Source organism: Gemmatimonadota bacterium, from assembly GCA_041390105.1.
GTDB lineage: Bacteria > Gemmatimonadota > Gemmatimonadetes > Longimicrobiales > Gaopeijiaceae > JAGQIF01.
In genome coordinates, this window is the sequence record JAWKQO010000001.1 from 795,343 (window position 1) to 817,669 (window position 22,327).

Below are 22,327 nucleotides of genomic sequence, written 5' to 3' on the forward strand. Positions count from 1 at the left end.
CTCAGCTGGCGGGAGACACCGGGGACTCTCCGTCCCCACCCGCGATCGCCGACCTCATCTCGGTGTCCGCCTGCACATTGCGATAGCGCACGTAGTCCATGACTCCGAGGTTGCCGGTGCGGAAGGCCTCGGCGATGGCCAGCGGCACCTTGGCTTCGGCCGCAACCAACTCCGCGCGCATCTCCTGCACCTTCGCGCGCATCTCCTGCTCCTGCGCCAGGGCCATCGCATGGCGCTCTTCGGCTTTGGCCTGGGCGATCCGCTTGTCCGCCTCCGCCTGATCCGTCTGTAGCTCGGCCCCGATGTTCTTGCCGACGTCCACGTCGGCGATGTCGATCGAGAGGATCTCGAAGGCCGTCCCGGAGTCGAGCCCCTTGGCCAGCACGGTCTTGCTGATGTTGTCCGGGTTCTCGAGCACGGCCTTGTGCGACTCGGCCGATCCGATGTTGGAGACGATGCCTTCGCCCACGCGTGCGACGATGGTTTCCTCCCCCGCTCCACCCACCAAACGATTGATGTTGGCCCGCACGGTCACGCGCGCGATTGCGATGAGTTGGATTCCGTCCTTCGCCATGGCGGCCACGCGCGGCGTGGTGATCACCTTCGGGTTGACGGAGACCTGGACCGCCTCGAACACGTCGCGGCCGGCCAGATCGATGGCAGCCGCCTGCTGGAAGGACAGATCGATATTGGCCTTGTCGGCGCTGATCAACGCACGCGCCACGCGCTCCACGTCGCCACCGGCGAGATAGTGCGCTTCCAACTCATGGGCGTTCAGTGGGAGCCCGGCCTTCGTCGCCGAGATCAGGGGTCGCACGACCGCGGCCGGATTGACGCGCCGCAGCCTCATGCCGATGAGCTGTCCGATCCCGATGCGCACGCCCGAGAAGATGGCTTCCAACCACAGCTTGACCGGAATCGCCCACAGCACGATCGAGACAAGGAGAATCGCACCGATCGCAACGAGGATCGTCGTCGCGAAGAACAGTTCGTCGCCCATCATTGCTCCGTGATTTCGCGTACCACGTGACGGTACCCCTGAGACGCCACCACACGGATGCGCGCACCCCGGGGAATCCAACCCGACTCCGAGACCACATCGATCCGCTCATCCTCGAACAACCCGGTACCCGAGGGACGCAGGTCCGTCACCGCGGAGCCGTCTCGTCCTACCAGATCCGCCCGCACGGCCGCGGAGACGTATCCCAGCGCGCGGTCGGTCTCGGTATCCAGGAGCACTCCGCGGCGGGCCAACCTTCCGCTGGTGGGAAGGCGCCGGATCAGGGCCCAGCCGATGACGAGCATCATCAGGACCGAGGCGCCCAGGACACCGCTGGCCTGGGCGAGATCCTCCGCCGTGGGAAATGCACCCAGGAGACTCAGGTAGAGGCCACCGGCCACCCCCACGATGCCCAGCACTCCGAAGATGCCGAAGCCTGGAAGCACGAACGCCTCGATGGCCAACAAGACCACACCGACCCCGAAGATCAGCATGTCTTCCCAACCCGCCAGCCCCAGGATCAGGTGGGAACCGAAGAACAGGGAAAGCGCCAGGAACCCTGCCGCCCCGCCCAGTCCCAGACCGGGCGTCTTGATCTCGATCAGCAAGCCCAGGAAGCCGATGGACAGCAGGAAGGGCGCGACCGCCGGGTGCGTGAGCACGCGCACCAGACGCTCGGCCCAATTCGCGCGGGCTTCCGTCACCGGAGCGCTTACCTGTCCGCCGATCGCGGAGACGACCGCGCTCCAGTCGGCGACGGGCTCTGCGTATCCAAGCGCATGGGCCTCTTCGGTGGTCAGCGTCAGGAGCCGGCCCGCCTCGATCACGCCCTCGATGGCGATGGTCTCGTCGACCATGGCCTCGGCCACGCGCGGATCCAGCCCGTGCTCCTCTGCGAGCGCCCGCATCTCGCTGCGCATTGCGGAGACGATCTTCTCGGGAGCCTTCTCCCCGGCCCCGTTCACGGGCGTGGCTGCTCCCATGACGGAGCCCGGAGCCATGTAGACCTTGTCGGTGGCCAGAGCGATCAAGGCGCCGGCCGAGAATGCCCGCCGGTTGACGAACGCATAGACCGGAATGGTCGCGTCCCGCACGGCGTCGGCGATGCGCTCCGCGGCGTCGACCCGGCCACCAGGGGTGTCGATGTCCAGCACGACCGCCAACGCGCCCTTCGCCTCGGCCTCGTGGACGATCCGCTCCACGAAAGGAGCCAACCCCAGCTCGACCGTGCCGGTGACCGGCACACGATAGACGGTCTGAGCGGGGGCCTCCCGCGCGCTCAGGAAACCCGTCACCAGGAGAACCACCGAGAACGCGTTCCGTCGGGTCATGAAGAGATCTACCTCGGCCCGGGGCCGTCATCCTCCTGATGGTCGGCCAGCAGTCGGCACCCGTAGTAGGCGCGACGGACCGCGACCAGGAGATTGCCTTCGTCGAGGGCCTCCCTCGCTCCTTCCTGGAGGTGGAGCGCCCGCGTCTGCCACACTTCAGAGTACGCGTCGGCCGGCAGGTTTCTTCGAACGCGCCGCTGGGAGCACTCCAGGAGCCCCTCGGCCAGGGTCGCCAAAGGGACCGCGAGGAGCTGATCGGATCCCTCGAGGAGCGCTCTCAAGGCCGGGGCACCCTCCAGCCCCTCTGAGGCGCCCAGCCGTTCCTCCACGCCCCGCAGCATCGGCTCCAGGCCGCCTGCGGGCCCCACCAGACTCCGGACTTCCGTGGCTGCCCTCCGGAGCGCCCCCCGTTCACGATCCAGGAGAGCGGCGTCCGTAGCGGCCCGGGCCAGCGGGGCAGCCAACGAGCGGGCCTCGGCCCGAAGCCCCTCGGGATCCTGCGCCGTCCCCGCCCAGGAATCGGTCCAGAGGGTCCGGGCCCGCGCCAGGCCGGGCGAGGCCTCCAGCCCCTCCGTCGTGGAGAGGAGCGTGGGAATCGGTAGCGGAAGCGCCGCCAGAGCCGGGGCCGCCGCGCTGGGGCCCGTCAAATCCTCACAACCCGCCGCGGCGAGAACGCCGATGACGAGCAGCAACCCGCAGAGGCGGGGGCGGGGGGACGACCTCGAGACCTCCATATGCCAAGTATAGCGCGAAATGGGCCCCGGCACCCCCAAAGCCCCCCCGCAACCACGGCGCAAACTGCGCCCGCGGCACTCCATGCCGCGGCGGCTCGCCTTGACCCTCGTGGAACCGGACGCCTAGGTTCGTTCGGACGATCGTCCGAATCTCCTCCCGGAGCGGTGTGGACGCCCGAACGCGGTACGACGACAAGCTCGCCCTGATCCTGCACCGCTCGGCGGAGGTCTTCGCCCAGAAGGGATTCCACCAGGCGAGCGTCCGGGATATCTCTGCGGCGACGGGCGTCAGCCTCTCCGGGCTCTACTACTACTTCAAGAGCAAGGAGGACCTGCTCCTCCTCATCCAGACCCATGCCTTCGAGACATTGCTCGAGCGCTTGGAGATCTCCCTGGAGCAGCCACTACCCCCGGCGGAGCGCCTGTCGAGGATCGTGCACACCCACGTGCGCTTCTTCGTGGACAACATGGCCGAGATGAAGGTCCTCTCCCACGAGGCCGATGCGCTTCCCGCCGGGCGGTCCGCGCCAGTGCGGACCCTGAAGCGGCGCTACGTCCAGCTGGTCGGCGAGTGCCTGGCCGCCTTGGCGCCCGAGGCCTCGCCTGGGGAGCTCCGCATCGGCACCTTCGCGCTCTTCGGGCAGCTCAACTGGATCTACACCTGGTACCGCCCCGATCTCGACCCCGACGCCCCCGCCCTCGCCGAGGCGCTGCTGCAGCTCTTCCTGCGCGGGTTCCCCGCCAGCGTCTCGGGTGGGTCGGCGGAACGTGCCGGGGTATCAAGCCAAGCTTTCTTCCACGCCGACGCTCGGCACGAACAGGACTGAGGGAATGAGCGACAAGAAGCTGGTCCACTATGAAGCCAAGGATGGAGTCGCCCTGCTCACGCTCGACGACCCGCCGGCCAACACCTATACGCACGAGATGATGCGTCAGCTCGACGAGGCCATCGTGCGTGCCCGCTTCGACGACTCGGTCTGGGTGGTCGTGCTCACGGGGAAGGGCGAGAAGTTCTTCAGCGCCGGCGCCAACATCCAGATGCTCTCCGAAGTCACGTCCGGCTTCAAGTACTGTTTCTGCCTGCACGCGAACGAGACGCTGAATCGCCTCGAGCACACCCCCAAGCTCATCATCGCCGCGTTGAATGGTCACACCGTCGGCGGCGGGCTCGAGATCGCGATGGCCGCCGACATCCGCATCGCCCGCAAGGGCGCAGGCAAGTGCGGCCTGCCCGAGGTCAGCCTGGGCGTACTGCCTGGCACGGGCGGGACGCAGCGGCTGGTGCGCATCGTGGGCAAGTCGAAGGCGATCGAGCTGATGGCCACCGGCGACATGTTCGACTTCGAGAAAGCGGAGAGCCTCGGGTTGGTCAACCAGGTCTGGGCGTCGGAGTCACACGCGGACTTCATGGAGAAGATCATGGAGTACGCCAAACAGTTCACGCCGCCCAACAAGGCCGCCAAAGCGGTCGGCAACATCAAGCGTTCGGTGCAGACCGGCGCCGAGGTCCCCTTCGAGCTGGCACTCACGCTCGAGCGTGAGCTGCAGCAACAGCTCTTCCAGAGCGAGGACGCACGCGAAGGCCTGAACGCGTACGTCCAGAAGCGCACGCCCGAATTCAAAGGGCGCTGAGCATGGAGGGAGTGCGCACCCGCCTCTGGATCGATGGCGCCTGGAGTGACGCGAGCGATGGCACGCGCGTCGCCGACGTCAACCCGGCCACACATGAGGTCATCGCGGAGATCCAGTTCGCGGGAGTCTCGGACGTCGACCGCGCGGTGGAAGCCGCGCGGTCGGCAGCCGGTCCCTGGGCCTCCCTCAATCCGCACAAGCGCAGCGCCCTGCTGTGGAAGCTGGCCGATCTGATCGAGGCCAACGCCGAGGAGTTGGCTCGCCTGGAGACGGCAGACAACGGGAAGCCGTTCTTCGAATCCCACAAAGTGGACCTGCCCAGTGTCGTGGAGAACTTCCGCTACTTCGCGGGGCTCGCCGACAAGGTGCAGGGCGATACCATCCCGGTTGCGGGCCCCTTCCTCAACTACACGCTCCGGGAGCCGGTCGGAGTGGTGGGCATCATCGTTCCGTGGAACTTCCCGCTGTCGCTGGCGGCCTGGAAGGTGGCCCCTGCCCTGGCCTGCGGAAACACCATTGTCCTGAAGCCCGCCGAAGAGACCCCGTTGACTGCGCTACGTCTGGCCGAGCTGGCCGGTGAAGCAGGGTTTCCTCCCGGCGTGCTCAACGTGATCGCGGGAGACGGGGAGACCACCGGCGCGGCCCTCGTGCGACATCCTGGCGTGGACGCCGTCGCGTTCACCGGCTCCACCGAGGTGGGCCGCATCGTCATGAGAACCGCGGCCGATACACTGAAGAAGGTGTCCCTGGAGCTCGGCGGGAAGAGCCCGAACATCGTCTTCGCGGACGCGGATCTGAAGGCCGCCGTGCGCGGTGCGTCCACCGGCATCTTCTACGGTATGGGCGAGGTGTGCGCGGCGGGTTCGCGTATCCTGGTCGAGAGCAGCATCTACGACGACTTCGTGGCTGCCTTCGCGGAGCGCGCCGCGACCATGAACGTGGGCGATCCCATGGACGGCAAGACCCGGATCGGCGCCATCGTGAGCCCAGCGCAGACCGAGCGGATCATGCGTTATGTGGATGCAGGCAGGGCGGAAGGGGCACGCCTCCTGTGTGGTGGAGAGCGGGTGCAGGTGAACGGTCGCGGGAACTTCGTCACGGCCACCGCGTTTGCGGACGTCGATCCCGGCATGACCATCGCACAAGAGGAGATCTTCGGTCCGGTAGCCGCCATCGTGCGCTTCGAAGACCTCGACGACGCCATCCGCATCGGCAACGACACCATCTACGGCCTGGCCGCGGGCGTCTGGACCCGGGACATCGGCAAGGCCCACCGCGTGGCCAAGGAGTTGAAGGCGGGGACCGTCTGGATCAACACCTACAACCAGTACGACTCCGCCTCCCCCTTCGGTGGGTACAAGTCGAGCGGGTTCGGGCGTGATCTGGGCTACCAGGCAGCGCTCGAGAAGTACACGCAGACCAAGAGCGTTTGGGTGGCGTTGGACCGCTAGCGGTCGCGACCCGGTCGTTGTTCCGTAGGCGGCGCCAGTAGGCCTGGAGCGTTGTTGGGAATCTCCAGATCAATGAGGCGGGTCATGCGATCGTCCCTGGCACTGCGCACCTTGGCGGGGGCTCTCCTCCTCGTCGCGGCGCCTGCTCTTGCCCAGACCCCACACATCCGGGTGACCCTCCTCGGCACGGGGCGCCCCGATCCGGCCGTCGACCGGTTCGGCCCGGCCACACTCGTGCAGGCCGGCGGACAGACGCTCCTGTTCGACGCTGGCCGGGGCGTGACGCAGCGCCTTTGGCAATCGGGCATTCCGTTGGGGACGGTGCGCGCCCTCTTTCTCACGCACCTCCACTCCGACCACACAGTCGGGATTCCGGACCTTTGGCTGACCGGTTGGCTGCCGACGCCGTTCGGTCGACGGGATCAGCCGTTGGAGGTATGGGGGCCGGAGGGGACGGGCGCGATGATGACCCACCTGAGGGAAGCCTACGACTGGGATGTCCGCGTGCGCCGCGACGGAGAGCACCTGCCGCCGGCCGGCATCGAGGTCACCGCCCACGATGTGGAGGAGGGCCTGGTCTTCGATCGCGAGGGAGTACGGGTGACGGTGTTCCTCGTGGACCACGGTGGATTGCTCGAACCCGCGTTCGGCTACCGCGTGGATTACGCCGGACACTCTGTAGTGATCTCGGGCGACACCCGGCCCAGTGAGAACCTCATTCGCCATGCGTCCGGTGCCGACGTACTGGTGCACGAGGTGGCTGCGGTACGCCCAGAGCTGCTCGCGGCGTCCGCCTCGGCACCGGTGGCCCAACGAATCCTGGGCTTCCACACCTCGCCGGAGGACGCAGGCCGCGTGTTCGAGCGCGTGGCGCCGAAGCTGGCGGTGCTCACTCACGTGGTGCTTCTCACCACGGACCCCGCGTTCCCGCCACCTACGGCCGACCAGGTCTTGAGCCGAGCACAATCGACCTACGGTGGCCCGCTCATGCTCGGGGAAGATCTGATGGCGATCGAGATCGGAGACTCGGTGGCCGTCCATCGGCCGACCCCCAACCCTCGGTAGCAAGCGCGAAGCCAAAGGCTGACGGTGTACTCACGCTCCACGCGCCGGGAGTTGCTCTGCCGTCACGCAGCGCCCCTTGCCCCCGCCCGCCCCTCGCGACGGCCCTGCGCAGGTCACCGGTGCGTCAGCAGAACCCGAACCCCAAGGGAGGGACCCCGAGGCGGCGGCGCGCGGCCTTCTGCATGAACTGCTCGGTGTAGAGCCGGATGTGCGCGCCGCGCTGGTAGACCTCCACCATGTGCAGTTCCTGGGGCGAGATCATGCGCAGCTGATCCGCGCCCCCCAGCAGCGGCGCCTCGTCCAAGCAGACCTTGATCTCGGCCGGCCGGCCGCGCACATACGCGCAGTCCAGGGAGGCGTAGCTGATGAAGCTGCCTCGCGGGCACGGAATGAGATGGACGCCCGCGCGGCCGCGGATGAAGTCGAGCAGATCCGCAGCACCGGACCACAGCAGGTCCTGGCGCTCGATCGTGCGCACCGACACAGCCGTGGCGTTGCGCCGGCGCTTGAAGCGATCCGCGACCACCTTCACGCCCTCGAGGACGATGGGGTCCGGCTCCATCTCGATCTGCACGGGGCCGTCAGGAGCGAGCTCGATGAGCAGGTCCGCGTATCCCAGCATCTCGACCCGGTAGAGATCGGGGCCTGCGTGGACGCGTGGAAGGCGAAAACCTCCATCCGCCCGCGTGTAGGTGCCCCAGTCCGCCTGCTCAGGTCCGATCCAGGCGCCCAGCAGCGGCGTTCCCGTGCGGACGTCGACGATGTGCCCCACCAACGTGGGCGGCTCCTGGCTCGGCTGCTCCTGGGCCGTCAGGAACTGGGCGGTCGACAGCAACACCGCAAGCGAGGCGAGGGCGTGGCGCATGGAGTCCTCCGGCCAGGAGTAGAGCGGATGGCGGCTATCCTCTCCTACGCCTCCCCCCGCCAGAGGTTTCCCCTCCCGTGTACCGGGCGCGGCCCCGGCCGCCTGGCGCCGAGGCCCGTGGGGTCACCCCTGCGTCAGGTTGGGTCGATCGTCCGGTCCGCGCAACCCGGCGTCCAGGTCGTGCAGCAGGCCGTCCCGCACGTCGTAGATCCAGCCGTGCACGTGCAGCGTGCGATCCGCCTCCCAGGCCTCCGTGACCCAGGGGGTGGCCGCCACCGCGTCCACCTGAGCCAGGACGTTGAGCTCGCACAGGCGCCTCCAACGCGCCCCCGGCTCGGCCAACGTCCCCAACTCTCCGGCGTGCGCGTCCCGCACCGCTCGGATCGGCTCCAGCCACTGGTCGATCGGCCCCGCCAGGGGCTGCGCATCGAGGGCTGCCTGCACACCTCCGCACCCGTAGTGTCCGCAGACGATCACGTCCGTGACCTGAAGGGTGGCGACGGCATATTGCAGGACGGACTCGAGGTTGAGGTCCCCCGGGCGCACGACGTTGGCCACGTTGCGGTGCACGAACACCTCACCGGGGTCGAGGCCGACGATCTGGTTGGCGGGCACCCGGCTGTCCGAGCAGCCGATCCATAGGAAGCGAGGACTCTGCTGCCTTGAAAGGCGGGAGAAGAAGTCGGGGTCCTCGTGGACCCGGGCCTCGGCCCATTCCCGATTGTTGGCGAAGAGCTGGGGAAGAAAGCGCACCGTCTATCCATTCGCGGGTGTGAAGCGCGCGCCCGGCACACCGTGCCCCGGGGCACGCCCGGTTGGCCTTGCAGGGCCTGCCGGGCGCGGGTAGCCTAGGGCTCGCCGAACCCCGGGCCAAGTCCCCGCACCACGCAACCACCGCCCCTGTATGTCCCGAACCGTCTGGATCATCGACGCCGTGCGCACGCCGATCGGGCGCCATGGTGGCTCCCTGGCTTCGGTACGGCCGGACGACCTCGCCGCCCGCACGCTGGAGGCGCTCGTCGAGCGCACCGGGATCGATCCGGAGGCCCTCGACGACGTGATCTTCGGCTGCACCAATCAGGCGGGTGAGGACAACCGCAACGTGGCGCGCATGGCGCTGTTGCGGGCCGGTTTTCCGGTGACTGTGCCGGGCGTGACCCTCAACCGCCTCTGCGGCTCCGGCATGCAGGCCGTCCACAGCGCGTTCCATCAGATCCTGGCCGGCGAGGGGGACGCCTTCATCGTGGGCGGGGTGGAGAGCATGAGCCGCGCACCCTGGGTGCTGCTCAAACCGGAGACGGGCTATCCCCGCGGGACCCCGGAGGTCGCCGACACGGTGCTGGGCTGGCGTTTCACGAACCCGGCCCTCCCCGCCGAGTGGACGATCGGGCTGGGCGAGACCGCCGAGGTGGTGGCCGAGGAGTTCGGCGTGACGCGCGAGGCTCAGGACGACTTCGCCCTGGAGAGCCAGAGGCGAGCGGCCGAGGCGATGGAGGCGGGTCGCTTCCAGGCGGAGATCGTCCCGGTCCGCATCCCGCAGCGCAGAGGCGATCCCCTGGTGGTGGACGTCGACGAGCACCCGCGCCCGGAGACTACGCGCGAGGGCCTGGCCCGGCTCCGTCCGGTCTTCAAGGCGGGCGGCACCGTGACGGCCGGCAACTCTTCGGGACTGAACGACGGTGCCGCGGCCCTCTTGGTCATGGAGGAGTCCCGAGCCCGGGCGCTGGGGCTGGAACCGCTGGTGCGGGTGGTGGCCACGGGCACGGCCGGCCTGGAGCCCCATCGCATGGGCATGGGGCCGGTGCCCGCGTCCCGGAAGGCCCTGACCCGCGCGGGCCTGGGGCCTGCCGACCTGGACCTGATCGAGCTCAATGAGGCCTTCGCGGCCCAGGCGCTGCCCTGCGTCCGGGAGTTGGAGTTGGACCCCGCTCGCGTGAACGTGAACGGAGGCGCCATCGCGCTGGGCCATCCGGTGGGCTGCTCGGGCGCACGGATCCTGGTGACGCTCGCGCACGAGATGCGCCGCCGCGGCTCGCGGCACGGGCTGGCTTCCATGTGTATCGGCGTCGGCCAGGGCATCGCGACCGTCGTGGAGGGACCGTGAGCATCCGGCGCGTCACCGTCATCGGCGCGGGCACCATGGGACACGGCATCGCGCAGGTCGCGGCCGCCTCCGGCTACACCGTGGTGCTGAACGACGTCAGCGCAGCCGCGGTCGACGCCGGCCTGCAGCGCGTCCGCGCGAACCTCGACAAGGGTGTGGAGTTGGGGAAGGTGGACCCGAGCGCGCGCGACGTTACTCTGGCCCGCTTGAGCGGCAGCGGACGCGTCTCCGAGGCGGTTGCCGACGCCGACCTGGTGATCGAAGCCATCCCGGAGCGCGCCGATCTCAAGCGCGCTCTGTTCGCCGGAGTCGCTGCCTCCGCACCGACGGGAGCTCTGCTGGCCACCAACACATCGTCCCTTTCGATCGCGGAGTTGGCCGAGGCTACGCCCAATCCGTCGCGCTTCTTGGGTCTGCACTTCTTCAACCCCGTTCACATCATGGCGCTGGTCGAGGTCGTGCATGGGCCAGATACCTCGGGGGAAACGCTGGCCGCGGGGCTGGCCTTCGCCCGGTCGCTCGGAAAGGAGCCGATCTCGGTGAAGGACTCCCCGGGCTTCGCCTCCTCGCGGCTGGGTGTGATCCTGGGCCTGGAGGCCATGCGCATGGTGGAGGAGGGTGTGGCCAGTGCCCAGGACATCGACAAGGCGATGGAGCTGGGCTATCGCCATCCCATGGGTCCGCTCAAGCTCACGGACCTGGTCGGATTGGACGTGCGCCTGGGGATCGCCGAGTACCTGCACAGCGCGTTGGGGGCCCCGCACTTCGAGCCACCCGCCATCCTGCGCCGCATGGTCGCCGAGGGGAGGCTGGGCAAGAAAACCGGCCAGGGGTTCTACGATTGGACGGACGGAGCCAAAGGATGAGCGAGCAGAGCGTCGTCGTCACGGTCGAACCACCGCTGGCCTGGATCCGCATCGACCGACCGGACAAGCTCAACGCCCTGAACGAGTCGGTGCGGCAGCAGATCATGCAGGCCGTCGACGCGCTGGCCTCCGACGACGCCGTGAAAGTGGCCATCCTCCACGGCGCCGGCGAGAAGGCGTTCGTCGCGGGCGCCGATGTCAGCGAGTTCGCCGCCCGCACGCCGGCGGAGCAGCGCCGCATGTACCAGCTCCGCCGCGTGTATGATGCGGTGGCCGAGTTCCCGAAGCCGCTGATCGCCGCCATTCACGGCTACTGCCTGGGCGGTGGCTCCGAACTGGCGCTGGCGTGTGACGTGCGCGTAGCCGACGTGACGGCGCAGTTCGGACAGGCCGAGATTCGACTGGGATTGATCCCGGGCGCGGGAGGGACGCAGCGTCTCGCTCGCCTGGTGGGTCCCGGCCAGGCCATGCGCATCGCGCTGTCCGGGGACGTCATCGACGCCACCGAAGCGCACCGCATCGGGCTCGTGGAGATCCTGGCCGACGCCGGCCAACACCTGGGGAAGGCGCGCGAGCTGGCCGAGCGTATGGCCCGCTGGAGCCCGGTGGCGCTGCGGCTCGCCAAGCAGGCCGTACGCGCCGCGGCGGAGATGCCGCTGGCGGCCGGCCTGGAGCTCGAGAGGGAGCTCTTCCTGGCGGCCTTCGCCAGTGCCGACGGCCGCGAAGGCGTGCAGGCCTTCATCGAGAAACGGCGAGCGGAGTTCAGCGGCGCATGAGAACGAAGGTGTTGATCGCCTACCTGATCGCGCTGACCCTCGCCACCATCTGGCCGGGCGCGGCCCTCGCCAATCGGGTGCGCCCCTTCATCTTCGGTCTTCCTTTCAACTTCGCGTGGTACGCCTTCTGGATCCTCTTGGGCTTCGTGCTGTTCCTGTGGTTGGACGCCGAACAACAACGGCGGGAGCGCGGCCAATGAACGCCGGAACCCTTCCCTGCTTTGAACGGGCGGATCTGTAATGGAGCGCTGGGTCGTCGTCACCTCCATCCTGGTTCTTTACCTGGGCGTTACGCTCACGATCGGGCTGATGGCAGGGCGCCGCGCCAGCAAGAGCGTCCAGGGCTACGTGGCGGGCGACCGACAGTTCGGGCTGCTGGTCATGTACTTCGTGACCGGCGCCAGCGTGTTCTCGGCCTTCGCCTTCCTGGGCGGCCCCGGCTGGGCGTATTCGCAGGGAGCCGCCGCCTACTACATCCTGGCCTACGGCGTCATCGGCATGGGCGCCTGGTACTGGCTGGGACCTCGCATCGCGGGCGTGGGTCGTCGCCACGGCTTCGTGACGCAGGCGCAGCTCCTGATGGGGCGCTTCCCCTCGCGCGCTCTATCCCTGACGCTGGCCGTGCTGGCCGTGCTGGCCTTCATCCCCTACGTGACGCTGCAGATGTCGGGCGCTGCCATCGTGATCCAGGCGGTGACCGAGAACCACGTGCCCATCTGGTTGGGGGCGGCGCTCTCCTACGGCGTGGTGGTGTTGTACGTCCTGTTGGGCGGCGTGGCGGCAGTGGGGTGGACCAACACGTTCCAGGGCATCTTCATGCTCGCCATCGCCTGGACACTGGGGCTCTATCTGCCGATCCACCTGTACGGCGGCGTGGGAGAGATGTTCAACCAGATCGAGGCAGCCCGCCCCGAGCTGCTGTCACTTCCGGGGCTCACGGCCGCGGGCCAGCCCTGGGGTTGGGGAGGGTTCTCCAGCGCGATCCTGGTGAGTGCCATCGGGCTGATGATGTGGCCCCACTTGTTCATGAAGGCATTCACCGCCAAGGACGATCGCACGCTGCGCCGCACGGTGGTGCTCTTCCCCACCTTCCAGCTCTTCCTCATCCCGGTGTTTCTGATCGGGTTCGCAGGCGTGCTCTATCCCGGTAGCCCGCCCCGCCCCGACTTCATCCTGCCCTACCTGATCCTGGAGTCCAACCTCTCACCGATCGTGGTAGGGCTCTTCTGCGCGGGCGCGCTCTCCGCGTCCATGTCCACGGGCGATGCGCTGTTGCATGCGGCGGCCTCGGTGGCCATCGAGGACGGAGTGCACCCCTTCGCGCCGGGGCTCAGCGACAAGAGCCAGCAGCTCTGGATGAAGATCGTGCTGATCGGTGTGGCGCTGATCGCCTACGGCTTCGCCATCAGCGGCAGTCAGTCCCTCGTGGTGCTGTTGCTCACCGCCTACGGGATCATCTGTCAGTTCGCTCCCCCCATCCTGGCGGCGCTCTACTGGAAGCGCGCCACCACGCCCGGCGTGCTGACTGGGTTGATCTCCGGATCGGCCACCGCGCTCTGGTTCTACTTCCAGGGCGGGCGCCCCTTCGAGCTGCACGAGGGACTGCTGGGTCTGATGGTGCACATCCCTGTGCTGGTGGCGGTGAGTCTGATGACGCAGCCGCAGGATCCGGCGCACGTGGCGCGGTTCATGGGAGGGGGCACGGAAGAAGCGCCACGCTGACCGCCCGACGCGCCCGTCGCGATCGGAAAGAACCAAGCCCGCACGGCGTGGCTACATCTGTCCGGCAAGGTACTCCGCATTCACCTTGAGCATCCAATAGGCCTCCGGACTGATGAACTTGACGTTGAGCGCATCCAGCTCATTCGCGAATGCGACCAGCTCGTTGCTCGCCGCCGTCGGGTTGCCCGCGGCCAGGTTCGCCGCGACCGCATCCAGCTTGACCTGCAGGCTGTTGCAGACCCCCTGATTGGTGATCCAGCCAAGGGTGGTGCAGGAGGCCGTGAGCTGCTGCACGATCTCAGGAAGGCCCAACGCATCCGGGGAGTGTGTGGGGGCAGGCACTTCGAACGTCTCCGCGAACGACGCAGGATCGTGGTGAATACCATCGGGATTCTCTTCTGGCGTCCCCCACGGCTCGGCACAGCACGCAGCCCAGGCGGGCTCTGTCCGTGCAGATCGGAGGCCAGGCAGGAAGGGACTGCGCAGAGCGAATCCTGCCAGCGTTGACCCCGGCTCAAGACCGTCGAGCTCCCAGGCGACACCTCGCACGTTTCCCCAGGCAATCCCATCTGTCATTTCCACCAACTTCCACGCCCCAGGGGTAGATGCTCCCAACGGTACAGTGAAGCCCCTGTCAGTCCGTGTAAAGGTGCGCCCATGGGCGTCGATACTATCGTAGACACCGCTGCTCGGTAGCCGCACGGGCTGCCCCGTAGCGGACGGATCGACCAAGTCTATGTATGCAGCCGCGAGGGGATGCTGGCCGGCCACCGGATTCGACAGTGAGTACCGGTAGATCCAATAGTCGGCCGAGTCCTCGATCGCGTCGAGTTGGAGTAGCGATCCGGCGACACTCTGAACACCCGCTTTCACAGAGTCCCCACCGAAGACCAACAGCAGTGCCGCACACCCCGCGACGGCGATGACCACAGCGCTGGTTCGTTCCATCTAGATCACCCTCCGGGATTCGTGAGGCCGGGCCGTGCGAACACGAAATGTAGGTGGTCGCCCTCTCGTAGGACGTACGCACCCACTTGATCCGCCTTCTCCGCGGCCTGCAAGATGTCGATCACCTGTGCCCCCTGGCACTGACCGTAGTGCAACCGGTGCGTTTCCCCCTCATCCCAACCCGTGAACTTCACGCGGCAGATAGCCACGTCCAGATCGATCCCAAGACGATGGCTCAAGTGCGAGTCCAAGTACGGGTGATCCTCAAGTGCCCCGGAAGCGCGCCAATTGAACGATCCCCCGCCCTCCAGCGAAGCATCATTGAACTGCGGATAGAGCAGGTCGGAACCGTCGACCCTCTGCAGCAGAGCGGCCAAGGAGAGGGCATGGCCGGCAACGTCCGTCCGCAGGAACCAGTTTCGCGCTACACCGTGATTCTGGTTCCCCCAACCGACGTAGTAGGCAAGTGAAAGGAACGGCGGAGGCTGCAAAGCCGGCACCGCCACTTGCACAGCCGTAGAAGCCGTGTCGCTCTCTCCTGCTGCTTCCGCCTCAACAAGAAATCGCATGGTCCCGGCCATATGACCGGCTACGAACGTCGCCTTCACTTCTCCGTTTAGGTCGGTGGTACCGTCTATCGTCGGCGACCAGTCTTGTCCGTCTTCGAAGTATCCGAGAATCGGGCGTCCGTCATCCGGCAACGAGTGACTCGGCCACGTGACCTTGCGACTGCTCGATGTGAGCTCGACATCTCCTGCGATGTGTTCATGGCCTCCCGTTCTCGACTGGTAGACCGCACGGAGGGACACCGCAGCACCTTCCACAGCACCCTGCGAATCTGAGCCCCGGACCGTAACGGTCGTTCTCCCCGGGGTCTGCGCGCGGTGTGTTACGGCAATCCCTGTGGAAGTTCCGCGTCGGAATTCACCCGAGACCGTGCGCTCGGCTGTGCGTGGGTGAATCGCCTGCACATCGACCGAGACCTCCACCTCGAGCGCCGAGCAGGAGGCATCGTATGCCGCCACCAGCTTCCCGTCTGCTGACCCACCCGGGGCTGGGCATTGGCCAGGTCCCACGGTGATCAGATTGCTCACCGCCTTCGCCGAATCACCCGCCTGATTGAAAGCGGTCAGGTGCATCCGCCCGGTCGCGGGCGGGGCATACCCACACTCGGACATCCCAGCGCACGCCACCACCGTCCCGCTCTGCCCCGGAGCGGCCGCCGTATCCTCCACCTGCCAGCTCCACACCTGATCCTGGCCGGAGAAGTTGTCGGTCGAGGTAAACTGGACCGTGTCGCCCTGGGCTACGGAGTCGGGGGTCCCGGCAACCGTCAGCTCCATCGTGTCGGGGCGGATCCACACCACTTCGCTCGGGGCCTCCACCGTGCTGGACGCCACCTCGGAGCGTGCATACATGCGACCGCTGGCCGGCGGCCGGTAGAGGCAGGACGTCTGGAGCGCGCAGGGTAACCCCAGCTCCCCGGCACCCCCGCGCCCCAACGGTTCAGGCAGCGTGTCCCCTGCTCGGAAGTACCAGCGGGTGTTGTTCAGAGAAAGCTCGGAAGTCGCCGTGAACGTGACGTCCGTGTCCGCCTGCCCCGTCGCGGCGTCGATGAGTACGGTGGTCGGATCGGCATGTACCTCCAGCGGATTGAGGGCCCGAACCGACACCGTCTGCGCTCCATTGATCAGATAGCCCGCCGCTTGATGGCTCTCTGCGCCGCCGACGCCGGGAGGGCACCCCAGGGTCTGCGGATCCGAGATGCAGCCCCCCGCCGGACCGCCGCCGCGCCGACTCACCTCCACCTGCCCTGCATTGAACACGATGCCGCGGGCCTCCATCGCCAACCCCGTCGAGTCCACGGTGAAGGACAACCCTTGCCCTCCGATCCGGACACTCACGGCGAACTCGCCACCGGTCGCGGCAGCTCCCTGAGGGCCCACTGTGGTACCGGCCAGCGGTAGGTTGCAGTCGAAGCCACAGTAGTACGCCGTATACTCCGGGTTGGATGCAACGGTCAGGCCACCCTCCACGCGCACGATCAGGAAGGGGTTTGGCTCAGGCACCTGGATGCCCGTGGCGGTCCAGCCCAGCGCGTCGAACGCACTCGGTTGGAGCGGGATCGGCGCGGGGCTACCCGGGATCGTCGGCGGATCTGGGAGGTGGTCCGCAGGAGCCTCGATCGGAACCTCGACCGAGACGGGCATGCTCTCGGGCCCGCAGGTGACCAGCAGCGGGGTGCTGGCCAACGCTGCGAAGGACAGAATCCAGCTAGAACTCGCTCGCGGGGGGGGGGGATAGCATGACTCGACCCGTTGCGCCGCAGGGGAAGCTCCGACCCTTCCGGGGCCGGAACGCCGCGAACGTAGGCGCACCGCAGCTCAGCCGCAAGCTGAACGCGGGACCGCGGCGGCTAGCCACTGTCCCGCCGTCAGGTCGTGCCCCGAACCCTTGATCCGGTAAGCGCGGCCACCACTTCCGACCCACGGCCGCGCGGCACCCGCACAGGGTAGGCGCTTCCCGGGGGCGTGACGCCCTTGAGGAAGTGCGGGTTGAGCTCCCGGAGCACGGAGTATTCGACGCCCGTGCGCTCCGCGACCCGCCAGAGGGAGGTTCCGCCAGGCACCAGCACGCGATCGAACTGATAGGGCGTCAGGTACTCGACCTCCAAGCCCAGCTCGGACGAGCGTTGGGCCAGCGTGCGCGAGGCCAGGATGCGCGGCACGTACTCCCGCGTCTCCCGGGGCAGATGCTGCACCACTTCCCAGTAGATGTGTCGGTCGGCGTCCGGACCGTGTCTACGCAACAAACGCGCAACGCGCGTCGGTCCCGCGTTGTAGGCGGCGGCCGCCAACGGCCACGAGCCGAAGCGGTCGTGCAGGGCTTGCAGGTAGTCCAGCGCGGCGTCGGTGGCGCGGATGGGATCCCTGCGCTCGTCCACCCACTCGTCCACCCGCAATCCGTAGTCGCGTGCGGTCCCTTCGCGCAGCTGCCAGATGCCCAGCGCGGAATCAGGCGACATCACACGCGGGCGCAGCCCGGACTCCACCATGGCCAGGTACAGCAGATCGTCCGGCATGCCGCGCGCACGCAGCCGCTCGCGGATCATCCCGGCATAAGCGCCCTGGCGGGCCAGGTAGCGGCGCAGGGTCTGCGGATCCGTGGAGAGCAGCCGGTCCGTCCATTCGGCCACCTGGGCTTCCAGCTCCGTGGGCAGCTCGTCCCAGGGCTCGAACGCCACCTTGCGGGGCCCTTCCAGCGCCCCCTCGGCCGAGCGCGTTACCAGCGAGGGCCGGCCGAACGCGAGCACGCCGAGCAGCAAGCCGATCCAGACGGCCAGGCGGGGCGCCGCTCGAGGGCGCACCACGGGTGAGGGGGCTTCGGGGGTGTGGGACTCCGTACTCATGATGAAACCGTACGGCTCCTGGATGTGAAAAGATCCGCTCCCGCGGAGGCGGGACGACGGATCTCTCGTAAACGAAAGAACTTACGCCGGGTAGACCGAGACCACCTTGCGGCCGCGCCGACGCTCGAACTTCACCTCACCGTCCACCAGGGCAAACAGCGAGTCGTCTCCGGCCCGGGCCACGTTCCGCCCGGGGTGGATGGGCGTGCCGCGCTGGCGGATGATGATGCCCCCGGCCCGGATGGCCTCGCCACCGTAGACCTTCACGCCGAGATACTGCGGGTTGGAGTCCCGCCCGTTGCGGCTCGAGCCGACGCCCTTCTTATGAGCCATGCTGGTCTCCTTGCCTGGCGATCAGAGGGCGACCGAGTCCACGCGGATCTCGGTGAATCCCTGCCGGTGACCCTGCTTCTTGCGGTACCCCTTACGGCGCTTCCGCTTGAAGACGATGATCTTCTTGTCTCTACCGTGAGAGAGGACCTCCGCCTTGACCGTGGCTCCGCTCACGACGGGCGTGCCCACGGCGACGTTCTCGCCGTCCGAAGCGACCAACACGTCATCGAACGTGACGTTGGCGCCGGGCTCGGCGTCGAGCGTGGGGACCCGGAGGGTTTCCCCCGGCGCCGCGCGGAACTGCTTGCCCCCGGTGCGGAAGACGGCGTACATGATGTCCTCTCTGTAGGTCAGATCTGAGCCTGGTAAGGTAAAATCCGGCCGGGACCCCTTCAAGACCTCCCTGCGGCGGGGTGGTGGGTCAACGTGACCCACTGCGGGCGGCTGGCCACGAAAGAGGGCCCGGAGCGGCGTTCCGTCCGCTCCGGGCCCTACCAACTGCCCGGTGGCATTGCCCCCTCCTCAGGGAAGGCCGCCGACCCAACGGCTGCGGCTCGGGTCCGTAGGGTCGGTCGCCCACGGGTCACGCCTTCTCAGGCGCCCTGCCGCGCCCTCCGCCCCATGCCGCGCCACCGTCGGCGTGCCTCCATCGGGAGGCTCGGGCGGGGCGCCTGGGGCGCCTCGAACCCTGGCCGGGCTTCTGCGCGGGCCCATGAATCGGAAGGCCTGAATGCAGGGATAGGCCGCTCGGGATCCGGGGGCAAGGATCGTCGGCGGGGAGGGCCCAACCACGCGCCGCCCGCCTGACTTCCGTCGCCACTCGGGCCGGCCGCCTGGAGGGCAGCCCCTGCTGGGATGGGGTGCCCCGCCCGCTGTACGGGCTCCGCCTCCGCAGGGCCCTCCAGCTAGGCGCCCGAGTCGCCGTCCATCGCGTACTTCTGGGTGACGTCCGTCTCGGCGGGCCCGGCCAGCAGCCGGAACTCGTCCTGGTTCAGCAGCGGATCGTCCCGCACCTCCACGCGGAGGCGCGTGCGCTTCTGGACGCGCTCCACGAAGTCCGGCTCCTCCTCCATCAGGTGGAGCACGACCTCCGGGTGGGTACGCACCACCACGGTCTTCTCCTTCCCCTCGGCCCGGATGCGTCCGATGGCGCGCTCCGCCGAGCGCAGCACCGAGCTGGGCGTATAGACCCGCCCCTTGCCGCCGCACTGCGAGCACGCTTCGGTGAGCGCCGTGAAGAGGGGCGGCCTCACCCGTTGGCGCGTCATCTCGATCAGACCCAGCGCCGACAGCTCGAACGTCTTGGTGCGGGCCCGATCCCGTCCCAGGTGCGAGCGCAGCTCGTGCAGCACCTTGTCGCGGTGTTTCTGCTGCTCCATGTCGATGAAGTCGCAGACGACGATTCCGCCCACGTCGCGCAGACGCAGCTGACGCGCAATCTCCCGGGCCGCGTCGAGATTGGTCTTGAGGATGGTCTCCTCGGGGTCCTTCTTGCCCTTCCCGGTGAAGCGCCCGGTGTTCACATCGATGGAGACCAGCGCCTCGGTGGGCTCGATGACGATGTAGCCGCCCGAGGGCAGGTCCACGCGCCGCTGGAAGGCGCCCTGGATCTCCTCTTCCACGCCCTCCTTGTCGAAGAGCGGCTCCTCACCCTGGTACAGCTTCACACGACCGACCAGGTCGGGATCGACGCTCTGCACGTAGGCGCGGATCTCGTTGTAGACCTCTTTCGAGTCGACCGTGAGGCGCTCGAAGCGGTCGCTGAACAGATCACGGATGATCCCGCTCACCAGGTGGGCGCCGCGGTGCACGCGCGCGGGCGCCTCGGCCGCCTGAGCAGCCGCCTCGATCTCCAGCCAGGTGTTGCGGAGCTCGTTGAACTCGGCCTGGAAGGTGCCCTGGTTGAAGTCCTCTCCGACGGTGCGGACGATGATCCCGCCCTGGTCCTTGGGAAGGATCTCCTTGGCGAGGGCCCGCAGCCGTCCCCGCTCCGAGCGCTCGCCGATCTTCCGACTCACGCCGACGCGCGCGGAGTAGGGCATGTAGACCAGGAAGCGACCGGGCAGCGAGATGTGCTTGGTGAGCCGCGGTCCCTTGGTGCTGATGGGCTCCTTGGTCACCTGCACCAGGACCGTGTCTCCCTTGGAGATGTAGTCCTGGATGGGAGGGAACTTGCGGGCTCGGCGGGGCGGTCTGCCGTTGGAGCGGCCTCCCTTCCCTCCCTTGGCCTCCGCGCCCTTCTCGTCGCCGCCCTCGGCCTCTTCTTCCGGGGAAGCCTCTTCCCGCTGGTCGCCCCCGCGGCCTCTGCGGCCCCGCTTGCCGCGGGACCGCGGCGCGGGCTCCGGCTCGTCATCGTCGTCCTCTTCGGGCGCGATGTCGGAGATGTGCAGGAAGCCTGCCTTCTCCGTGCCGATGTCGACGAACGCCGCCTGGATGCCCGGCAGCACGGCTTCGACCCGCCCGAGGAACACGTCGCCGACCATACGACCCTGATCGGGTCGGTCGAACATGAACTCCGCGAGCTTTCCGTTCTCGAGCAGCGCCACCCTCGACTCGTGCGAGGATGCGCTGATCAGGATCTCTCTACGCACTCCTGACCTTGATGTCTCCCGGAAGACCGCGACCGGGCCACTGTCCACGACCCCGCTCTCGTCCGGATGTGGGCATCCGTCGACGAGACACGGCCGCCGCTCTCAGCGCGCCTGTCGCCTCTCCCGCATGTGTTCTAACGTGCCGACGCGCCCACCTCGGCCCCCACGGCGGTCCGTGCGGGTTCATGAAGCGGTGGATCCGCCAGCATAGCTTCGTAATCCTCTTTCTGGAGGAGGCGACCGATCACGAGCTTCTGCACTTCACTCGTGCCCTCCCCGATCTCGCAGACCTTCGCGTCGCGCAGCATCCGCTCGACCGGATACTCGCTGGAGTAGCCTGCGCCGCCCATGAGCTGCACGGCCTGGATGGTGGCCTTCATGCAGAGCTCGGACGCAAACAACTTGGCCATGGCCGCTTCCTTGGTGAACGGCCGTCCCTGATCCTTGAGCCACGCCGCGTGGTAGGTCAGGTGGCGTGCGGCCTGCAGCTCCGTCGCCAACTCCGACAGACGGAATTGCACGGCCTGGAAATCGTAGATCTTCTTTCCGAACTGCTCCCGCTTCTGGGCGTACGCGAACGCCACGTCGAACGCCCCCTGGGCGAGTCCGAGCGAGAGCGCGGCGATGCCGATCCGTCCGGCATCCAGGGTCTTCATGAAGTTGATGAAGCCCTGTCCTTCCTGACCAAGACGGTTGGCTTCCGGCACGAACACGTCCTCGAGCAGAAGCTCGCGCGTGTCCGATGCCCGCCACCCCATCTTGTCCTCCTTCTTCCCCGCCTTCACCCCGTTCATGAAGTCGAGGTCGTCCAGGTGGCCCATCCCCACGCTCCGTGCCCGCTCGAGCTCGGTGGTGGGCTTGGTGACCACGAAGCTGCTGATCCCGCGAGTGCCCGCGTTGGGATCGGTGACCGCGGTGACCGTGAAGATCTCGCCCACCCCGGCATGGGTGATGAAGATCTTGGATCCATTGACGCGGTAGCCATCGCCTTCGCGCACGGCGCGGGTGCGAGTGCCTCCGGAGTCGGAGCCCGCACCCGGCTCGGTGAGACCGAACCCGCCGAGCACGCGGCCGGACGCCAGCGAAGGGACCCAGCGCTCCTGCTGCTCGCGGGTGCCGAAGCTCAGGATCGGAGACGTGCCCAGCGTGGTGTGGGCGGAGATGGTGATGGCGTGGCTGGCGTCGAACTTGGCCAACTCCTCCACCACCAGGATGTAGCTGCGATAGTCCAGCCCCATCCCCCCCAGGTCGGCGGGAACCGGCACCCCGAGCCAACCCCGCTCGGCCATGGCGGCCACGTTCTCCCAGGGGAAGACACAGCGCTCGTCCAGGTCCCGCGCCACGGGGACGATGCGTTCCAGCGCGAAGTCCCGGACCTCGCGCTGCAGGGCCCGATGGGCATCTGTCAGATAGGGTTCCATCGCATCCTGCATGTACGGACGGGGCCGCAGGCGGCCGCTGGAGCAGCCGATACGACCCCGCGTCCCATAGGCGAGGTCG

21 protein-coding genes are annotated in these 22,327 nt (G+C 67.9%); 9 read left to right on the forward strand and 12 right to left on the reverse strand.

All coding sequences use genetic code 11. The features are described 5' to 3' along the window. Nucleotide 1: 1 nt before the first annotated feature. Genes floA through R3E10_03620 form a run of 3 tightly spaced genes read right to left on the reverse strand, consistent with a single transcriptional unit; the run spans nt 2 to nt 3,065 of the window. On the reverse strand, nt 2-1,003 hold the full coding sequence (gene floA, locus R3E10_03610) for a flotillin-like protein FloA (protein ID MEZ4414815.1): 1,002 nt from the start codon (nt 1,001-1,003) through the stop codon (nt 2-4). Continuing rightward, entirely contained in the window at nt 1,000-2,331 is a 1,332-nt protein-coding gene (locus R3E10_03615; protein MEZ4414816.1) for an NfeD family protein, read from the reverse strand. Before R3E10_03615 ends, floA begins: the two co-directional genes overlap by 4 nt. Before the next feature lie 8 nt (nt 2,332-2,339). Continuing rightward, complete coding sequence (locus R3E10_03620; GenBank protein ID MEZ4414817.1) at nt 2,340-3,065, reverse strand: hypothetical protein; 726 nt, start codon at nt 3,063-3,065, stop codon at nt 2,340-2,342. A gap of 167 nt (nt 3,066-3,232) precedes the next feature. On the opposite strand from R3E10_03620, the gene R3E10_03625 reads away from it, so the two are divergent. The 4 genes from R3E10_03625 to R3E10_03640 all read left to right on the forward strand — a co-directional run bounded on the left by R3E10_03625 (nt 3,233) and on the right by R3E10_03640 (nt 7,213). Further along, on the forward strand, nt 3,233-3,892 hold the full coding sequence (locus R3E10_03625; GenBank protein ID MEZ4414818.1) for a TetR family transcriptional regulator: 660 nt from the start codon (nt 3,233-3,235) through the stop codon (nt 3,890-3,892). A 4-nt stretch (nt 3,893-3,896) separates the two neighbouring features. Continuing rightward, a complete protein-coding gene (locus tag R3E10_03630) occupies nt 3,897-4,697 on the forward strand; it encodes an enoyl-CoA hydratase/isomerase family protein (GenBank protein ID MEZ4414819.1) in 801 nt (266 codons plus the stop codon). 2 nt (nt 4,698-4,699) lie between these two features. After that, nucleotides 4,700-6,148, forward strand: a complete 1,449-nt coding sequence (locus R3E10_03635) for an aldehyde dehydrogenase family protein (GenBank protein MEZ4414820.1) — start codon at nt 4,700-4,702, stop codon at nt 6,146-6,148. A gap of 84 nt (nt 6,149-6,232) precedes the next feature. After that, a complete protein-coding gene (locus R3E10_03640; GenBank protein ID MEZ4414821.1) occupies nt 6,233-7,213 on the forward strand; it encodes an MBL fold metallo-hydrolase in 981 nt (326 codons plus the stop codon). Nucleotides 7,214-7,337: 124 nt separating this feature from the next. Here the strand turns inward: R3E10_03640 and R3E10_03645 are convergent, their stop codons facing one another. Together R3E10_03645 and R3E10_03650 are read right to left on the reverse strand one after the other, a co-directional pair. Then, nucleotides 7,338-8,078, reverse strand: coding sequence for a hypothetical protein (locus R3E10_03645; protein MEZ4414822.1), 741 nt, complete (start codon nt 8,076-8,078; stop codon nt 7,338-7,340). A gap of 123 nt (nt 8,079-8,201) precedes the next feature. Next, the gene (locus R3E10_03650; protein MEZ4414823.1) at nt 8,202-8,831 is read right to left on the reverse strand and encodes a carbonic anhydrase; all 630 of its coding nucleotides are present in this window, start codon (nt 8,829-8,831) and stop codon (nt 8,202-8,204) included. A 151-nt stretch (nt 8,832-8,982) separates the two neighbouring features. Between R3E10_03650 and R3E10_03655 the strand changes: the two genes are divergently transcribed. Genes R3E10_03655 through R3E10_03675 form a run of 5 tightly spaced genes read left to right on the forward strand, consistent with a single transcriptional unit; the run spans nt 8,983 to nt 13,546 of the window. After that, nucleotides 8,983-10,182, forward strand: coding sequence for a thiolase family protein (locus R3E10_03655; GenBank protein ID MEZ4414824.1), 1,200 nt, complete (start codon nt 8,983-8,985; stop codon nt 10,180-10,182). 2 nt (nt 10,183-10,184) lie between these two features. Then, a complete protein-coding gene (locus R3E10_03660) occupies nt 10,185-11,048 on the forward strand; it encodes a 3-hydroxyacyl-CoA dehydrogenase family protein (protein MEZ4414825.1) in 864 nt (287 codons plus the stop codon). Continuing rightward, nucleotides 11,045-11,824 carry an enoyl-CoA hydratase-related protein gene (locus R3E10_03665; GenBank protein MEZ4414826.1) on the forward strand — a complete coding sequence of 260 codons (780 nt, stop codon included), beginning with the start codon at nt 11,045-11,047 and terminating at the stop codon, nt 11,822-11,824. The genes R3E10_03660 and R3E10_03665 overlap by 4 nt, the downstream gene beginning before the upstream one ends. After that, the gene (locus R3E10_03670) at nt 11,821-12,024 is read left to right on the forward strand and encodes a hypothetical protein (GenBank protein MEZ4414827.1); all 204 of its coding nucleotides are present in this window, start codon (nt 11,821-11,823) and stop codon (nt 12,022-12,024) included. The genes R3E10_03665 and R3E10_03670 overlap by 4 nt, the downstream gene beginning before the upstream one ends. A 40-nt stretch (nt 12,025-12,064) precedes the next feature. Next, nucleotides 12,065-13,546, forward strand: coding sequence for a sodium:solute symporter family protein (locus tag R3E10_03675; protein ID MEZ4414828.1), 1,482 nt, complete (start codon nt 12,065-12,067; stop codon nt 13,544-13,546). Between the two features lie 51 nt (nt 13,547-13,597). Here the strand turns inward: R3E10_03675 and R3E10_03680 are convergent, their stop codons facing one another. The 7 genes from R3E10_03680 to R3E10_03710 form a co-directional block, all read right to left on the reverse strand. Further along, nucleotides 13,598-13,888, reverse strand: a complete 291-nt coding sequence (locus tag R3E10_03680) for a hypothetical protein (GenBank protein MEZ4414829.1) — start codon at nt 13,886-13,888, stop codon at nt 13,598-13,600. 611 nt (nt 13,889-14,499) lie between these two features. Further along, nucleotides 14,500-16,704, reverse strand: a complete 2,205-nt coding sequence (locus R3E10_03685) for a hypothetical protein (protein ID MEZ4414830.1) — start codon at nt 16,702-16,704, stop codon at nt 14,500-14,502. Between the two features lie 224 nt (nt 16,705-16,928). Then, nucleotides 16,929-17,903, reverse strand: coding sequence for a lytic transglycosylase domain-containing protein (locus R3E10_03690; protein MEZ4414831.1), 975 nt, complete (start codon nt 17,901-17,903; stop codon nt 16,929-16,931). Between the two features lie 81 nt (nt 17,904-17,984). Then, nucleotides 17,985-18,236 carry a 50S ribosomal protein L27 gene (rpmA, locus tag R3E10_03695; GenBank protein ID MEZ4414832.1) on the reverse strand — a complete coding sequence of 84 codons (252 nt, stop codon included), beginning with the start codon at nt 18,234-18,236 and terminating at the stop codon, nt 17,985-17,987. A gap of 21 nt (nt 18,237-18,257) precedes the next feature. Next, complete coding sequence (gene rplU / locus R3E10_03700) at nt 18,258-18,569, reverse strand: 50S ribosomal protein L21 (protein MEZ4414833.1); 312 nt, start codon at nt 18,567-18,569, stop codon at nt 18,258-18,260. Between the two features lie 572 nt (nt 18,570-19,141). Then, a complete protein-coding gene (locus tag R3E10_03705; protein MEZ4414834.1) occupies nt 19,142-20,875 on the reverse strand; it encodes an Rne/Rng family ribonuclease in 1,734 nt (577 codons plus the stop codon). Nucleotides 20,876-20,961: 86 nt separating this feature from the next. Further along, nucleotides 20,962-22,248 carry an acyl-CoA dehydrogenase family protein gene (locus R3E10_03710; GenBank protein MEZ4414835.1) on the reverse strand — a complete coding sequence of 429 codons (1,287 nt, stop codon included), beginning with the start codon at nt 22,246-22,248 and terminating at the stop codon, nt 20,962-20,964. Nucleotides 22,249-22,327: the final 79 nt, after the last annotated feature.

Coding starts and splice junctions, on each gene's coding strand:
- R3E10_03685 (MEZ4414830.1), bottom strand. CDS start 16,704: ATGCCCGTCTCGGTCGAGGTTCCGATCGAGGCTCCTGCGGACCACCTC.
- R3E10_03635 (MEZ4414820.1), top strand. CDS start 4,700: ATGGAGGGAGTGCGCACCCGCCTCTGGATCGATGGCGCCTGGAGTGAC.
- R3E10_03640 (MEZ4414821.1), top strand. CDS start 6,233: ATGCGATCGTCCCTGGCACTGCGCACCTTGGCGGGGGCTCTCCTCCTC.
- R3E10_03620 (MEZ4414817.1), bottom strand. CDS start 3,065: ATGGAGGTCTCGAGGTCGTCCCCCCGCCCCCGCCTCTGCGGGTTGCTG.
- R3E10_03710 (MEZ4414835.1), bottom strand. CDS start 22,248: ATGGAACCCTATCTGACAGATGCCCATCGGGCCCTGCAGCGCGAGGTC.
- R3E10_03670 (MEZ4414827.1), top strand. CDS start 11,821: ATGAGAACGAAGGTGTTGATCGCCTACCTGATCGCGCTGACCCTCGCC.
- rpmA (MEZ4414832.1), bottom strand. CDS start 18,236: ATGGCTCATAAGAAGGGCGTCGGCTCGAGCCGCAACGGGCGGGACTCC.
- R3E10_03615 (MEZ4414816.1), bottom strand. CDS start 2,331: ATGACCCGACGGAACGCGTTCTCGGTGGTTCTCCTGGTGACGGGTTTC.
- R3E10_03690 (MEZ4414831.1), bottom strand. CDS start 17,903: ATGAGTACGGAGTCCCACACCCCCGAAGCCCCCTCACCCGTGGTGCGC.
- R3E10_03665 (MEZ4414826.1), top strand. CDS start 11,045: ATGAGCGAGCAGAGCGTCGTCGTCACGGTCGAACCACCGCTGGCCTGG.
- R3E10_03645 (MEZ4414822.1), bottom strand. CDS start 8,078: ATGCGCCACGCCCTCGCCTCGCTTGCGGTGTTGCTGTCGACCGCCCAG.
- floA (MEZ4414815.1), bottom strand. CDS start 1,003: ATGATGGGCGACGAACTGTTCTTCGCGACGACGATCCTCGTTGCGATC.
- R3E10_03675 (MEZ4414828.1), top strand. CDS start 12,065: ATGGAGCGCTGGGTCGTCGTCACCTCCATCCTGGTTCTTTACCTGGGC.
- R3E10_03630 (MEZ4414819.1), top strand. CDS start 3,897: ATGAGCGACAAGAAGCTGGTCCACTATGAAGCCAAGGATGGAGTCGCC.
- rplU (MEZ4414833.1), bottom strand. CDS start 18,569: ATGTACGCCGTCTTCCGCACCGGGGGCAAGCAGTTCCGCGCGGCGCCG.
- R3E10_03655 (MEZ4414824.1), top strand. CDS start 8,983: ATGTCCCGAACCGTCTGGATCATCGACGCCGTGCGCACGCCGATCGGG.